General features: G+C 70.3%; 10 protein-coding genes. 5 read left to right on the top strand and 5 right to left on the bottom strand.

What is annotated here, in order from left to right; translation table 11 throughout:
• Positions 1-106 precede the first annotated feature (106 nt).
• Together IOD14_RS36790 and IOD14_RS36795 are read left to right on the top strand one after the other, a co-directional pair.
• Positions 107-835, top strand: a complete 729-nt coding sequence (locus IOD14_RS36790; RefSeq protein WP_212672560.1) for an MBL fold metallo-hydrolase — start codon at positions 107-109, stop codon at positions 833-835.
• Between the two features lie 34 nt (positions 836-869).
• Positions 870-1,676, top strand: a complete 807-nt coding sequence (locus IOD14_RS36795; protein ID WP_123989096.1) for a DUF3097 domain-containing protein — start codon at positions 870-872, stop codon at positions 1,674-1,676.
• 88 nt (positions 1,677-1,764) lie between these two features.
• On the opposite strand, the gene hemW is transcribed toward IOD14_RS36795, so the two are convergent.
• Together hemW and IOD14_RS36805 are read right to left on the bottom strand one after the other, a co-directional pair.
• On the bottom strand, positions 1,765-2,997 hold the full coding sequence (gene hemW / locus IOD14_RS36800; RefSeq protein ID WP_123989097.1) for a radical SAM family heme chaperone HemW: 1,233 nt from the start codon (positions 2,995-2,997) through the stop codon (positions 1,765-1,767).
• Between the two features lie 31 nt (positions 2,998-3,028).
• On the bottom strand, positions 3,029-5,353 hold the full coding sequence (locus tag IOD14_RS36805) for a SpoIIE family protein phosphatase (protein ID WP_212672561.1): 2,325 nt from the start codon (positions 5,351-5,353) through the stop codon (positions 3,029-3,031).
• A gap of 102 nt (positions 5,354-5,455) precedes the next feature.
• Here IOD14_RS36805 and IOD14_RS36810 point away from each other — a divergent pair, with 102 nt between their 5' ends.
• Complete coding sequence (locus tag IOD14_RS36810) at positions 5,456-9,586, top strand: HAMP domain-containing protein (protein WP_174269129.1); 4,131 nt, start codon at positions 5,456-5,458, stop codon at positions 9,584-9,586.
• Positions 9,587-9,599: 13 nt separating this feature from the next.
• Positions 9,600-10,145: a response regulator gene (locus IOD14_RS36815; protein WP_123989100.1), complete on the top strand. Its 546-nt coding sequence runs from the start codon at positions 9,600-9,602 to the stop codon at positions 10,143-10,145.
• 75 nt (positions 10,146-10,220) lie between these two features.
• Here IOD14_RS36815 and IOD14_RS36820 read toward each other — a convergent pair whose 3' ends face one another.
• Entirely contained in the window at positions 10,221-12,095 is a 1,875-nt protein-coding gene (locus IOD14_RS36820; protein WP_212672563.1) for an AMP-dependent synthetase/ligase, read from the bottom strand.
• A 233-nt stretch (positions 12,096-12,328) separates the two neighbouring features.
• The gene (gene lepA, locus IOD14_RS36825) at positions 12,329-14,197 is read right to left on the bottom strand and encodes a translation elongation factor 4 (RefSeq protein ID WP_123989102.1); all 1,869 of its coding nucleotides are present in this window, start codon (positions 14,195-14,197) and stop codon (positions 12,329-12,331) included.
• Between the two features lie 261 nt (positions 14,198-14,458).
• Between lepA and rpsT the strand changes: the two genes are divergently transcribed.
• Positions 14,459-14,719: a 30S ribosomal protein S20 gene (gene rpsT / locus IOD14_RS36830; protein ID WP_037716979.1), complete on the top strand. Its 261-nt coding sequence runs from the start codon at positions 14,459-14,461 to the stop codon at positions 14,717-14,719.
• Between the two features lie 211 nt (positions 14,720-14,930).
• Here the strand turns inward: rpsT and IOD14_RS36835 are convergent, their stop codons facing one another.
• Positions 14,931-15,329 carry a nuclear transport factor 2 family protein gene (locus IOD14_RS36835; RefSeq protein WP_212672564.1) on the bottom strand — a complete coding sequence of 133 codons (399 nt, stop codon included), beginning with the start codon at positions 15,327-15,329 and terminating at the stop codon, positions 14,931-14,933.
• Positions 15,330-15,427: the final 98 nt, after the last annotated feature.

The raw sequence follows: 15,427 nt of genomic DNA on the forward strand, positions 1-15,427 counted from the left end.
CTCTGTCCGCCCGAGTGCCAACGCTCCCCGGCCAGTGTACGGCGGTGGGGTACTCCTCGGGCAAGGCTGGTCCTGGCGTGACGGGTTGTACGGCTAGCGTCGCGGTATGACGGTGACTTGGGAAGAGCTCGGGTGGGAGCGGGTCGCGACCGGGGTGGGGCGGTGCCGGCTGCCCGGCTGGGACTGCACGGCGGGCCTGGTGATCGGCGAGGGCACGGCCCTGTTGATCGACGCGGGCTCCGGTCTCGCGGAGGGCGCCCGCCTGCGCGCACAGGCCGAGGAACTGGCCGGCCACCGTGTGACCCATCTCGCGTTGACCCACCCCCACTTCGACCATGTCTTCGGTGCGGCGGCGTTCGCGGGGGCGGAGGTGTTCGGCGCCGTGGGTACGGAATCGGTGCTGGCGGGGCGGCTGGGCCGGGCGGAACTGCGGGCCGACGCGGTACGCAACGGGCTGGACCCGGCGGTCGCCGACGAGGCGGCGGACGCCCTGGTCTCCCCCCGGCACCACGTCTCCGGCGAGTGGACGCTCGACCTCGGCGGCGGCGGCCAGGTCCTGCTCGCCAACGTCGGCCCCGGCCACACGGCCCACGACCTCGCCGTCCTCGTGCCGGGCTCCCCCGAGGTCGTCTTCTGCGGCGACCTGGTCGAGGAGTCGGGCGAACCGCAGGCGGGCCCGGACGCGGTACCGGGCCACTGGCCCGCCGCGCTGGACCGCCTCCTCGACCTGGGCGGCGAGGACGCGCTGTACGTACCCGGTCACGGAGCGGTGGTGGACGCGGCGTTCGTACGGTCGCAGCGGGACGCGCTGGCGGCCCGCTTCGGCGTGTCGTGAGGAGTCCCGTGCGGCTTCTCCTATCGTCATCCGAATGCGCCAGTACTCCGCCGACCTGACCCCTCCGTGGAAGAAGCCCCGGCCGGTGCCGGAGGTGCCCGCCGAGCCCGGCCTGGTGGTCGAGGAGCCCGGCACCGGCTTCTGCGGCGCGGTGATTCGCTGCGAGGCGGGAACAGTGACTCTGGAGGACCGCTTCGGCAAGCACCGGGTGTTCCCGCTGGAGCCGCGCGGCTTCCTCCTGGAGGGCCGGGTGGTGACGCTGGTGCGACCCGCGGCCACGGCTCCCGTACGGCCCTCCCGCACCGCCTCCGGCTCGGTGGCCGTGCCCGGCGCACGCGCGCGCGTGGCCCGCGCCGGCCGTATCTACGTCGAGGGCCGCCACGACGCGGAACTGGTGGAGAAGGTCTGGGGCGACGACCTGCGCATCGAGGGCGTGGTCGTGGAGTACCTGGAGGGCGTGGACGACCTGCCGGCGATCGTGGCCGAGTTCGCCCCCGGGCCGGACGCCCGCCTGGGAGTACTCGTGGACCACCTGGTGCCGGGCAGCAAGGAGTCCCGTATCGCCGCGTCGGTGACCAGCGAACACGCCCTGGTGGTCGGCCACCCGTACATCGACATCTGGGAGGCGGTGAAGCCGTCGTCCCTGGGCATCGAGGCGTGGCCCCGGGTACCGCACGGCCAGGACTGGAAGACGGGCGTGTGCAGGGCGCTGGGCTGGCCGTCGGAGAACACGGGCGCGGTGTGGCAGGCGATCCTGAAGCGGGTGAACTCCTACAAGGACCTGGAGCCGGAGCTGCTGGGGCGAGTGGAGGAACTGATCGACTTCGTCACGGCTCAGTGAAACCCACCCAGGGGCGCGGGGAACTGCGCGACAAGCCACGAACGAACTCGCGGCCGCCGGACGACACCGCCCCCACCCCCTCGGGCCCTCAGTCCACCAGGTCCCGAACCACCGCGTCCGCCAGCAACCGTCCGCGAAGCGTCAGCACGGCCCGCCCCTCCTCATAGGGCCGGGCTTCCAGCAGCCCCTCCCCCAGCGCCCGCCGAGAAGCGCTCAGCCCCTCCTCCCGCAGCAGCGACAGCGGCACCCCCTCCCGCAGCCGCAGCTCCAGCAGGATCCGCTCCACGCGCCGGTCCTCGTCGGACAGCAGCTCCCGCCCGGCCCCCGGCGACCTCCCGGCCGCCAGCGCCGCCGCGTACGCGCCCGGGTGCTTGACGTTCCACCAGCGCACCCCGCCCACGTGCGAGTGCGCTCCGGGGCCCGCGCCCCACCAGTCGGCGCCCCGCCAGTACAGCTCGTTGTGCAGGCAGCGGCCCGCCTCCGAGGTGGCCCAGTTCGACACCTCGTACCAGTCGAACCCCGCGTCGGCGAGCACGGAGTCCGCGATCAGGTACCGGTCCGCGTGCACGTCGTCGTCGGTCATCGGCACCTCGCCCCGCCGGATCCGCCGGGCCAGCTGGGTGCCCTCCTCGACGATCAGCGCGTACGCCGACACGTGATCCGGTCCGGCCCCGATCGCCGCCTCCAGGGACGCCCGCCAGTCGTCGTCGGTCTCCCCGGGGGTGCCGTAGATCAGATCCAGGTTCACGTGGTCGAACCCCGCCGCCCTGGCCTCCGCCACGCACGCCTCCGGCCGGCCCGGTGTGTGCGTGCGGTCCAGCACCTTCAACACGTGCTGCTTGGCGCTCTGCATCCCGAAGGACACCCGGTTGAAGCCGCCCTCCCGCAGCGCGGCCAGATACGCCGGGTCCACCGACTCCGGGTTCGCCTCGGTCGTCACCTCCGCGTCCGCGGCCAGGCCGAACTCGTCGCGGATCGCGGAGAGCATCCGTACGAGATCGTCCGCGGCCAGCAGTGTCGGCGTACCGCCGCCGACGAACACCGTGCGGACCGGGCGCGGGTCGTCGCCGAGGACCTTGCGCGCCAGGCGGATCTCGTCGATCAGGGTGTCCGCGTAGTTGTCGCGGGAGGCCAGCACTCCGCCCGAACCGCGCAGCTCGGTCGCGGTGTAGGTGTTGAAGTCGCAGTAGCCGCAGCGGGTCGCGCAGTACGGGACGTGCAGGTAGAAGCCGAGGGGGCGGTCGGCGGACCCGGCGAGCGCGGACGCGGGGAGCGAGCCGTCGTCGGGGACGGGGTCGCCGTCGGGGAGTGCGGAAGGCATGTCCTCCATTGTCCAGCACCCCGGCGGACGCCTACTCCGCCTGCAGGACCAGCAGCGCCAGATCGTCATCCGGGGGCCGCGCCCCGAACTCGTGGACCAGCCGTTTGATCCGCTCCGCGATCAGCTCGGCGTCCAGTCCCGCGCACCCGGCGAGCGCCTCCGCGAGCCCGTCCTCGTCGTCGAACTGCCGGGGCCCGCTGCGCCGCTCGGTCACCCCGTCGGTGACGCACAGCAGACTGTCGCCGGGCCGCAGCTCGAAGGTCTCACTGGTGTACGTCTCGTCCTCGACGACTCCGAGCAGGGTCTGCGGCCGGGCGGCCGTACGGACCTGGCCGCCCGCCCCGAGCAGCAGCGGCAACGGATGTCCGGCGGAGGCGAGGGTGCAGCGCACTCCGCCGTCGAAGGGCGCGAGCTCGCCGTACAGGAGGGACAGGAAGCGGGTCTGCGGGCCGTCGCCGGGGTTCATGGGGCGCCCGCCCGCGGTCGCCAGGGCCCGGGCCGCCGCGTCAGCGGCCTCCGTGGCGTCGTCGAGGAGCAGCTGGTTGAGGCGGTCGAGGACGTCGGCGACGCGGTAGCCCTCGCGGGCCAGCAGCCGGAGCCAGGGCCGGGCCAGCCCGATCACCACGGCCGCCTCGGGGCCCTTGCCCTGGACGTCGCCGACGGCGAAGCACCAGCGGCCGTCGCCGGCCGGGAAGAGGTCGTAGAAGTCGCCGCTGGGTCCGCCCTTGTCGCACGGCTCGTACACCAGGGCGCTGCGCACCCCGGGGATCTCGGCGACCGCGCCGGGCAGCAGGCCGCGCTGGAGCACCGCGCTGATGGTGGCCTGGCGCGCGTACTGGCGGGCCGCGCCGATGGCGAGCGCCACCCGGCGGCTGAGGTCCTCGACGAGCCCGGTGACCTCGTCGGGGAAGGAGACCAGCCCGGCCCGGCCGATGACCAGGGTGCCCAGCGGGCGGCCGCCCGCGGTGAGGCGGTAGGCGAGCGCCGAGCCGTGTGTTCCGTGCGGGCCCAGTGCCTCGCCGGGCCAGGGGAACGGCAGCGGGCCGGCGTGGTCCGGTCCCGGCAGGCCGGGCGGTTCCTTCTCCAGGGCCCGCCGCAGGCTCTCGATCCGGTTCTCCGAGCAGTGCCAGACCCGGGCCAGCCGGGGCCCGGACAGGCCCGCCTCGCCCCAGGCCGTCCCGCTCCCGGTCTCACCCGCGCGCGGGGATCCCCAGCGTCCGGCGACCTCGTCCTCCAGCCACACCGCGCACCAGTCGGCCAGCCGCGGCACGATCAGCTGGCCGGCGAGCGCGGCGACCAGGTTCTCGTCGAGCTGCCCGGCGAGCAGGTCGGAGGCCTCGGCGAGGAAGGACAGGGCACCGCGGTTGAGCCAGTCCCGGTCGAGCTCGCCACGGGAGACGGGGCGGACCGTGTGGGCCGGCTCGTCGCGGGACATGGGCCGGACCGTGTGCGCCGACTCATCGCGGGAAATGGGCCGGACCGTGTGCGCCGACTCGTCGCCGTGGACCGGCGGGGCCGTGTGCCCCTGCTCTGCTCGGTACACGGGCGGGTGCGTGTCCCCCGGCTCGCCGCCGTGGACCGGCGAGGCCGTGTGTCCCTGCTCTGCGCGATGCACGGGCGGGTGCGTGTTCTCCGGCTCGCTGCGGGAGACCGGTGAGGCCGTGTGCCCCGGCTCGCCGCGGGACACGGGTGCGAGCGGGTCCTGGGCCCGGGGCGGGGGCTGGGGCGGTTCCGGGGGCTGGGGCGGTACCGGGGGCTGGGGCGGTACCGGGGCGAGTATCCCGGCGACCCGCAGCCCCCGCTCGTGGGCGTCGTCCCCGGCGTACGCCCGGATTCCGTCGAGGGCCTCCTTCCCGCCGGCCGGCAGCCGCGCCCACACGGTCTTGGAGCCGGTGCGGTAGGTGATGCCCCAGGCCTCCGCGAGGGCAGCGACCAGGCGCAGTCCGCGCCCGTACTCCGGTGTGCCGTACGAGGGTTCGGCGTCACCGTCGCGAGGGGCGCGCGAGGGGTGGCGGTCCAGGACCTCGACGACGAGGGCACCGGTGTGCGCCTCCAGGCGGCAGCTCACCTCGACGTCGGTGCCCGCGTGCACGACGGCGTTGGTGACGAGCTCGCTGACGACGACCACGGCGTCGTCGGCCTGCCGGTCGGTGAGGAACTCGGTACCGGGCAGGGCCAGTTCCGCCCATTCGGCGAACGCCGCCCGTAACAGGGCCCGGGCCGCGCCCGGGGCGTGCGGAGCGCCGGGGAGGGTGGCGTGGGTGTGCGCCGGGGCGTGCGGGAGCACACCGTCGCCGCGCAGGGGCGCGGCGGGCGCACGGGCAACGGACTCCCGTTGCACAGGAATGGCCCCCATGTCCGTCTCCCCGAGCAGTTCGGACGAATACACCTCAGTCGATGCGGACAGAGTGACAGACTGGCCACGCCCATAAGCGCCGAGTTACCGAAGTGGGCCGCCATGAGTGAGAACAGTGGTACGCCTGTGCTCGAAGAAGGGCAGAATGCCGACCGGATTCGAGCATCGGATCTACGCCCTCTGCTCGCCGCGATGACCGCCGCCCGGGACGGCGACTTCCGCCGGATGCCGGAGTCCGGGGACGGCATCGTGGCCGAACTGACGGCCGTCTTCAACCAGCTGGTGGACCGCAACGTCCACTTCACGGGCGAGGTCAACCGGGTCAAGCGGGAGCTGGTGCGGCACGGCCGGCTCGACGAGCGGCTCTCCCCCAGCCCGGGGCAGGGCACGTGGACCTCCCGGGTCGACGACGTGAACCAGCTGCTCGACGCCCTGGTGGCCCCGGCCGCCAACGCGACCCGGGTCCTGGACGCGGTGGCCGGCGGCGATCTGACCCAGCGGGTCGATCTGCACGACGGCAACCGGCAGCTGCGCGGTGATCTGCGGCGTCTGGGCCGGGCCGTGAACAAGATGGTCGACCAGCTCTCCCTGTTCACCGGCGAGGTGACCCGGGTGGCCCGCGAGGTCGGCACCGAGGGCCGGCTCGGCGGGCGGGCCAAGGTGACGGGTCTTTCGGGCAGTTGGCGCGATGTGACCGAGGCGGTCAACACCATGGCGTCCCGGCTGACCGCTCAGGTCCGGGACATCGCCCTGGTGACGACGGCGGTGGCCCGCGGCGACCTGACCCGGACGGTCACGGTCGAGGCGACGGGCGAGCTGCTCGAACTGAAGCTGACCGTGAACACCATGGTCGACCAGCTCTCCGCCTTCGCCGACGAGGTCACCCGGGTGGCCCGCGAGGTCGGCACCGAGGGGCAGTTGGGCGGCCGGGCCCAGGTGCGGGGCGTGTCCGGGGTCTGGAAGGACCTCACCGACAACGTCAACTTCATGGCGTCGAACCTGACGTCACAGGTGCGGAACATCGCCCAGGTGACGACGGCCGTGGCCAACGGCGACCTGAGTCAGAAGATCACCGTGGACGCGCAGGGCGAGATCCTGGAGCTCAAGTCCACCATCAACACCATGGTCGACCAGCTCTCCGCCTTCGCCGACGAGGTCACCCGCGTCGCCCGCGAGGTCGGCACCGAGGGCAACCTCGGCGGCCGCGCCCAGGTGCGAGGCGTGTCCGGGGTCTGGAAGGACCTCACCGACAACGTCAACTTCATGGCGGACAACCTCACTTCCCAGGTCCGCAACATCGCCCTGGTGTCGACGGCGGTGGCGCAGGGCGACCTCGGCAAGAAGATCACGGTGGAGGCGAAGGGCGAGATCCTGGAGCTCAAGTCCACCATCAACACCATGGTCGACCAGCTCTCCGCCTTCGCCGACGAGGTGACGAGGGTCGCCCGCGAGGTCGGCACGGAAGGCAATCTGGGCGGCCAGGCCCAGGTCCGGGGCGTGTCGGGCGTCTGGAAGGACCTCACCGACAACGTCAACTTCATGGCCCTGAACCTGACGTCGCAGGTCCGCAACATCGCCCAGGTCACCACCGCCGTCGCCAACGGCGACCTCTCCAAGAAGATCACCGTCGACGCCCGCGGCGAGATCCTCGAACTGAAGGACACCGTCAACACGATGGTGGAGCAACTGCGGGCCTTCGCCGACGAGGTGACGAGGGTGGCCCGCGAGGTCGGCACCGACGGGCGGCTCGGCGGGCGCGCCCAGGTGCTCGGCGTCTCCGGGGTCTGGCGGGACCTGACCGACAACGTCAACTACATGGCCGACAACCTGACCTCACAGGTCCGCAACATCGCCCAGGTCACCACCGCCGTCGCCAACGGCGACCTCTCCAAGAAGATCGACGTGGACGCCCGCGGCGAGATCCTGGAGCTGAAGACCGCCATCAACACCATGGTCGACACGCTCTCCTCCTTCTCCTCCGAGGTCACCCGCGTGGCCCGCGAGGTCGGCTCGGAGGGCCAACTCGGCGGCCAGGCACGGGTCGAGGGCGTGTACGGCACCTGGAAGCGGCTGACGACCAACGTGAACGAACTCGCCTCCAACCTGACCACCCAGGTCCGCGCGATCGCCGAGGTCGCCTCCGCGGTGGCCCAGGGCGACATGTCCCGCTCGATCACCGTCGAGACGCAGGGCGAGGTCGCGGAGCTCAAGGACAACATCAACCTGATGGTGGCCAACCTCCGCGAGACGACCCGCGCCAAGGACTGGCTGGAGTCGAACCTCGCGCGCCTCGCCGCCCTGATGCAGGGCCACCGGGACCTGATGGAGGTCGCCGACCTGATCCTGCGCGAGCTGACCCCGCTGGTGAACGCCCAGTACGGGGCGTTCTTCCTGGCCGACCCGGACGAGGACGGGGCCTCGCTGCACACCACCGTGCCCGCGAAGGGGCTGGCGTTCATCGCGGGCTACGGCTCGGCGCAGGGCGCGACCGTCGACACCGGCGGCATGCCGGTCCACGGTCTGGTGCGCCAGGCGGCCCGCGAGAAGAAGCGCATCCTGGTGGAGGAGGCCCCGCCGGACTACATCAAGATCAACAGCGGCCTCGGCGAGGCGGCCCCGAGCAGTGTCGTCATCATCCCGATCCTCTTCGAGGACAAGCTCCTCGGCGTGATCGAGCTGGCGTCCTTCTCCCGCTTCTCCGATGTCCACCTGGCCTTCTTCGACCAGTTCGTGAACACCATCGGCGTCGCCATCAACACCATCATCGCCAACTCCCGCACCGAGTCCCTGCTGGGCGAGTCCCAGCGCCTGGCGATGCAGCTCCAGGAACGCTCGGACGAACTTCAGATGCAACAGGCGGAGTTGCAGCGCTCCAACGCGGAACTGGAGGAGAAGGCGGCCCTGTTGGCCACCTCGTCCCAGTACAAGTCGGAGTTCCTGGCGAACATGTCCCACGAACTCCGCACGCCGTTGAACTCCCTGCTGATCCTGGCGAGGCTCCTCTCCGACAACCCGGACGGCCATCTCTCCGACCAGGAAGTGCAGTTCGCGACGACGATCCACCGCTCGGGCTCCGACCTGCTCCAGCTGATCAACGACATCCTGGACCTGTCGAAGATCGAGGCCGGCCGGATGGACGTACGCCCGAAGAAGCTGCCGCTCATCAAGCTGCTCGACTACGTCCACGCCACCTTCCGCCCGCTCACCCTGGACCGGGGGCTCGCCTTCGAGGTGGCGGTCGGCGAGGACGTGCCGCGCGAGATGTACTCGGACGAGCAGCGCCTCCAGCAGATCCTGCGCAACCTGCTCTCCAACGCGATCAAGTTCACCGCCACGGGCCGGGTCGAACTGCGCGTGAACCGCGTCAAGGACGCCGAGCACGCATACGTCCTCGACAGCGACGACGTGGTCGCCTTCGCGGTCTCCGACACCGGTATCGGCATCGCGCGGGAGAAACTCCCGGTGATCTTCGAGGCGTTCCAGCAGGCCGACGGCACCACCAACCGCAAGTACGGCGGCACGGGACTCGGCCTGTCCATCAGCCGGGAGATCGCGGGCCTGCTGGGCGGCCGTATCGTCGCGGAGAGCGAACCCGGCAAGGGCTCCACCTTCACGCTGTACGTCCCTGTCGTCAGCCCCGGCCACACGGCGACCGGCCCGACCACCGAGGACCACCCCCTGCCGGCCCCGGAGGACCTGTCCACCGAGCCCTATCCGACCGCCCACGACGCCGAGGACTCCTGGCCCGCGCCCACCAAGCTGGAGGCGTGGAAGGCGGGCCGGGCGGGGCAGGTGCTGCCCGGGCGCCGGGTGCTGATCGTCGACGACGACATCCGCAACGTCTTCGCCCTCACCCATGTGCTGGGCCGGGTCGGCATGCCGGTCCTGTACGCGGAGAACGGCCGCGAGGGCATCGAGACCCTGGAGCGCAACCCGGACGTCGAACTCGTGCTGATGGACATCATGATGCCGGAGATGGACGGCTACGAGACCATCGCCGCCATCCGCCGCACCTCTCGCTGGTCCGGGCTGCCCATCGTCGCGCTCACCGCGAAGGCGATGCCCGGAGACCGCGAGAAGTCGATCGCGCGCGGCGCGAACGACTACGTGCCCAAGCCGGTGGACGTCGACCAGCTGTTGACCGTGGTATGCGCGCTCCTTGACCCAGAGGGCGCACGAACCGAGGAGCGGACCGACGCCGAGGAGGCGGTGGTACCGCCCACCGACGACTGAATGAGGCAGTCACATGAACGCTGAGGCAAGGACCGACGACAGTGCCGGCATCCTCCTGGTCGACGACATGGAGGACAACCTGATCGCACTGGAGGCCGTCCTGGGGTCCCTCAACGAACCGCTGGTCCGCGCCCGTTCGGGCGAGGAGGCGATGAAGGCCCTGCTCCGCCGCCGGTTCGCCCTGGTCCTGCTGGACGTGCGCATGCCGGGCATGGACGGCTTCGAGACCGCCGCCAACATCAAACGCCTGGACCAGACGAAGGACGTCCCGATCATCTTCCTCACCGGCACGGACGACGACTCGGGCTACGCCTTCCGCGGCTACGCGACGGGCGCGGCGGACTACCTGACCAAGCCGTTCGATCCGTGGGTGCTGAGGGCGAAGGTGAGCGTGTTCCTGGACCTGCACAGGAAGAACCAGCAGTTGGAGCGACTGCTGGCACGGCAACGGGCCGATTACGAGGAGGTCGGCAAGCGACTGGCAGCCCTGGAAGACGAGTTGACGGAATCTCAGCGCACTCAGGTGAAGGAACTCCGGCACCTTCTGGAGAACCGGTGAGACCCCTCAGGGGCGCGGGGAACTGCGCGACCGGCCACGACGCACCGCCGGTCGCGCACGCTCCCCTGCCACCCCTCACGCCTCGCGAGAGCCCGCGTACATCTCCTCGATGAGGTGCTTGTACTCCCGCTCCACAACCGGCCGCTTCAGCTTCAGACTCGGCGTGATCTCCCCGTGCTCCACGTCGAGATCCCGCGGCAGCAACCGGAACTTCTTGATCGTCTGCCACCGCTGAAGCCCCTCGTTGAGCTGCTTCACATAGCCCTCGACCATGGACACGGTGACGGGGGCGGCGACGACCTCGGCGTACGGCTTGCCCTCGAGCCCGTTCTCCTTGGCCCACTCCAGGATCGACACCTCGTCCAGGGCGATGAGCGCGGTGCAGAAGTTACGGTCCGCCCCGTGCACCAGGATGTTGGAGACGTACGGGCACACCGCCTTGAACTGCCCCTCGACCTCGGCGGGCGCGATGTACTTGCCGCCGGACGTCTTGATGAGGTCCTTCTTGCGGTCGGTGATCCGCAGATACCCGTCGGGCGAGAGCTCTCCGATGTCCCCGGTGTGGAACCACCCGTCGGCCTCGAGGACCTCGGCGGTCTTCTCGGGCAGCCCGTGGTAGCCCTCCATGATCCCGGGGCCGCGCAGCAGGATCTCCCCGTCGTCGGCGATGCGGACCTCCGTGCCGGGCAGCGGCTTGCCCACCGTGCCGGTGCGGTAGGCCTCGCCCGGGTTCACGAAGGAGGCCGCCGAGGACTCCGTGAGGCCGTAGCCCTCGAGGATGTGGATGCCCGCGCCGGCGAAGAAGTAGCCGATCTCGGGGGCGAGCGCGGCGGAGCCGGAGACACAGGCCCGCAGGTTCCCGCCGAACGCCTCGCGGATCTTCGCGAAGACCAGCGCGTCGGCCACCTTGTGCTTCGCGCTCAGGCCGAAGGGCGCGGAGGCGACCCCGGTGCGCCGGAAGTTGTCCTGGGTGGCCTTGGCGTACTCGCGGCCCACCTCGGCCGCCCACTGGAAGATCTTGTACTTGGCGCCGCCGCCCGCACGGGCCTTCGCCGCGACCCCGTTGTAGACCTTCTCGAAGATGCGCGGGACGGCCGCCATGTACGTCGGCTGCACGACCGGCAGATTCTCGATGATCTTGTCGACGCGGCCGTCGACGGCGGTGACGTGACCGACCTCGATCTGCCCGGAGGTGAGCACCTTGCCGAAGACGTGCGCCAGCGGCAGCCACAGGTACTGCACGTCCTCGCCGCTGATCAGACCGGTGGCGGCGATCGCCTTGGCCATGTAGGCCCAGTTGTCGTGCGGCAGCCGTACGCCCTTGGGACGGCCGGTGGTGCCGGAGGTGTAGATCAGCGTCGCGAGCTGGTCCTTGGTGATCGCGCCGACCCGCTCCTTGATCAGATCGGGGTCCTTCTCCAGGCGGGCGGCGCCCCGGGCCTCCAGCTCGGTGAGCGTGAGCACGAAGTCGCCGGTCTCCACGCCCGCCGGGTCGATCACCACGACATGGGTGAGCGAGGGCAGCTCGCCGCGCTTCTCGACCGCCTTGGCGAGCTGGGCCGCGTCCTCCGCGATCAGCACCCGGCTCTCGGAGTCGGAGAGGATGAACGCCGACTCGTCGGCGTTGGTCTGCGGATAGACCGTGGTCGTGGCGGCGCCGGCGCACATGATGCCGAGGTCCGCGAGGATCCAGTCGAGGCGGGTCGACGAGGCGAGGGCGACCCGCTGCTCGGGCTGCACCCCCAGCTCGATCAGCCCGGCCGCGATGGCGTGCACCCGCTCCGCGGCCTGCGCCCAGGTGAGCGACTTCCACTCGTCCGGGCTCTGGCCGGCGGCCGCCGGCACCGGGTACCGGTACGCCTCGGCGTCCGGTGTGGCCGCGACACGCTCCAGGAAGAGGGTGGCCACACTCGGCGGACGGTTCTCGATCAGTGTCTGTGTGTCGCTCACGACATCCTCCGGGGCCCGCGACAGTGCGGCTGGCTCTGGTTGCGGCTGCTGTTTAACTCGCGAGTAACTATCGAGCAGAGATCAGAGTAAAGCGCGGCCGACCCGTTCGTAAGGGGCGGCGGCCTGTCACTTCCTACAGAGCGCGACGTTACGCACGCGTAGGGGCCCGCCGCACTTTCGCACGACGGACCCCTTTCCATCCGATTCGACAGGTAACCGGGTGTAACCCGCGGTTACTTCTTGCCCTTGCCCGACCCCGCGCTGTCATCGCTGGAGAGCACGGCGATGAAGGCCTCCTGCGGAACCTCCACGGAACCCACCATCTTCATCCGCTTCTTGCCTTCCTTCTGCTTCTCCAGCAGCTTCCGCTTACGGGAGATGTCACCGCCGTAGCACTTGGCGAGGACGTCCTTGCGGATGGCGCGGATGGTCTCGCGGGCGATGACCCGGGAACCGATGGCGGCCTGGATCGGCACCTCGAAGGCCTGCCGCGGGATGAGCTCGCGCAGCTTGGCGACGAGCCGCACACCGTAGGCGTAGGCCGCGTCCTTGTGGGTGATCGCGGAGAAGGCGTCCACCTTGTCGCCGTGCAGCAGGATGTCGACCTTGACCAGGCTGGAGGTCTGCTCGCCGGTGGGCTCGTAGTCCAGCGAGGCGTATCCGCGCGTCTTGGACTTCAGCTGGTCGAAGAAGTCGAAGACGATCTCCGCGAGCGGGAGCGTGTAGCGGATCTCGACCCGGTCCTCGGACAGGTAGTCCATGCCGAGCAGGGTGCCGCGCCGGGTCTGGCACAGCTCCATGATCGAGCCGATGAACTCGGTGGGCGCGAGGATCGTGGCGCGTACGACGGGCTCGTACACCTCGTTGATCTTGCCCTCGGGGAACTCGCTCGGGTTGGTGACGGTGTGCTCGGTGCCGTCCTCCATGACCACCCGGTAGACCACGTTGGGCGCGGTGGCGATGAGGTCGAGGCCGAACTCGCGCTCCAGACGCTCCCGGATCACGTCCAGGTGCAGCAGCCCCAGGAAGCCGACACGGAAACCGAAGCCGAGGGCGGCCGAGGTCTCGGGCTCGTAGACGAGCGCGGCGTCGTTGAGCTGGAGCTTGTCGAGGGCCTCGCGCAGCTCGGGGTAGTCGGAGCCGTCCAGCGGATACAGACCGGAGAAGACCATGGGCTTCGGGTCCTTGTAGCCCCCGAGCGCCTCGGTCGCCCCCTTCTGCTGGCTGGTGACGGTGTCACCGACCTTGGACTGGCGGACGTCCTTCACACCGGTGATGAGGTAGCCCACCTCACCGACGCCGAGACCGTCGGCGCCCAGCATCTCGGGCGAGTTGGTGCCGATCTCCAGCAGCTCGTGGGTGGCGCCGGTCGACATCATCTTGATGCGCTCGCGCTTGTTGAGCTGGCCGTCGATGACACGGACGTAGGTGACGACACCGCGGTAGGAGTCGTAGACCGAGTCGAAGATCATCGCGCGGGCGGGGGCGTCGGCCACACCGACCGGGGGTGGGACCTCCTTGACGACCCGGTCCAGCAGCGCGTCGACGCCGAGTCCGGTCTTGGCGGAGACCTTGAGGACGTCGGACGGGTCGCACCCGACGAGGTTGGCGAGCTCCTCGGCGAACTTCTCGGGCTGCGCGGCCGGCAGGTCGATCTTGTTCAGCACGGGGATGATCGTGAGGTCGTTCTCCATCGCCAGGTAGAGGTTGGCGAGGGTCTGGGCCTCGATGCCCTGGGCTGCGTCGACGAGGAGGACGGTGCCCTCACAGGCGGCGAGCGACCGCGAGACCTCGTAGGTGAAGTCGACGTGCCCCGGGGTGTCGATCATGTTGAGGATGTGCGTGTTGCTCTTGTCGTGGGTCGGGGCCCACGGCAGACGCACCGCCTGCGACTTGATCGTGATTCCGCGCTCACGCTCGATGTCCATGCGGTCGAGGTACTGAGCACGCATCTGGCGCTGCTCGACCACGCCGGTCAGCTGGAGCATCCGGTCGGCGAGCGTGGACTTGCCGTGGTCGATGTGCGCGATGATGCAGAAGTTGCGGATCAGAGCCGGGTCGGTACGGCTCGGCTCGGGCACGTGGCTGGGGATCGCGGGCACGCAGGGTCCTGATTCTTGAGGCGTCCGCAGTGTCTGCGGTCTCGGGTCGGATCGATACGTAGCCTCCATGGTCCCACGGGCGGGGACCGGCGACCGGTTTGGGCCACTCGCGGAGCCGCTGGTACCCTGGGTGGCTGTGTCTCATGCCCTCTCAGCACGAGACGCGACTCCAAGAAATCACCTGGTACGGAACCAGGGTCTTCCTTGCTCTTCCGCTCGGAATCCTTCTGTCTCCGTGCCTGAACCTGTAGAGGCTCATTCGTGGCGAACATCAAGTCCCAGATCAAGCGGATCAAGACCAACGAGAAGGCCCGGCTGCGCAACAAGGCCGTCAAGTCCTCCCTGAAGACCGCGATCCGCAAGGCCCGTGAGGCCGCTGCCGCGGGTGACGCCGAGAAGGCCACCGAGTACCAGCGCGCTGCTGCGCGTGCGCTCGACAAGGCCGTCTCCAAGGGCGTCATCCACAAGAACCAGGCCGCCAACAAGAAGTCGGCGCTTGCTTCCAAGGTCGCGGGTCTCTGAGCCACACCTTCTGATCTGACCGCCGGAAGGACCCAGAGCGGGCCCTCTCTCATCCGCTCCCGACCGGCACCCAGAGCCTGTACGCGGCCTGCGTTCGCCACGCGGGTACGGGCTCGACAGCTTCAAGCGAAGGCCCCGGCGCCTCGCCCTTCCCCAGGGCGGAAGCGCCGGGGCCTTCGGCATGCGTGTCGTGCTGCGGTCCCCGAGGGGGTCAGTCCGACCAGAACTCGTTGTTCTTGTCGATGTCCGCGACACACTCGTCGAGGTCGGTGACCTTGTCCCCGACGATCCGGAAGACGATGCATCCGGTGTCGTCCAGCCGCCTCCCCTTGCGCTCGGCGGTGACCCGGCACATCCCGACGGCGTGCCCCCGCCCGTCCACGGCGATCCCGAGCATCTCGAGCCGCATCGACCCCTGGGTCTCCTGCCCGAGCCTCTGGTACATGTCGATGATCGCGTCCTGCCCCTTGAAGTCCCCCGAGAGCGGGTGACTGCCCGGCACGTGATGCGTCGCGTCCTTCGCGATCAACTCCCGCAGAGTGTCCAGATCCCCACGGGTGAACGCCTCGAACCCCTTGCGTACGAGCACTGCATGCGGATGCTCAGCCATGACGACCGCCACCTCTCCGTATTCCGGCGATGTTCGGCTGACGCCTTGATTCTCCTCCTGGGGGGTGGGGGGAGCACCTTGGGGGAGGTGGGGGCTGG

The sequence above is a fragment of the Streptomyces sp. A2-16 genome, assembly GCF_018128905.1.
Taxonomy (GTDB): domain Bacteria; phylum Actinomycetota; class Actinomycetes; order Streptomycetales; family Streptomycetaceae; genus Streptomyces.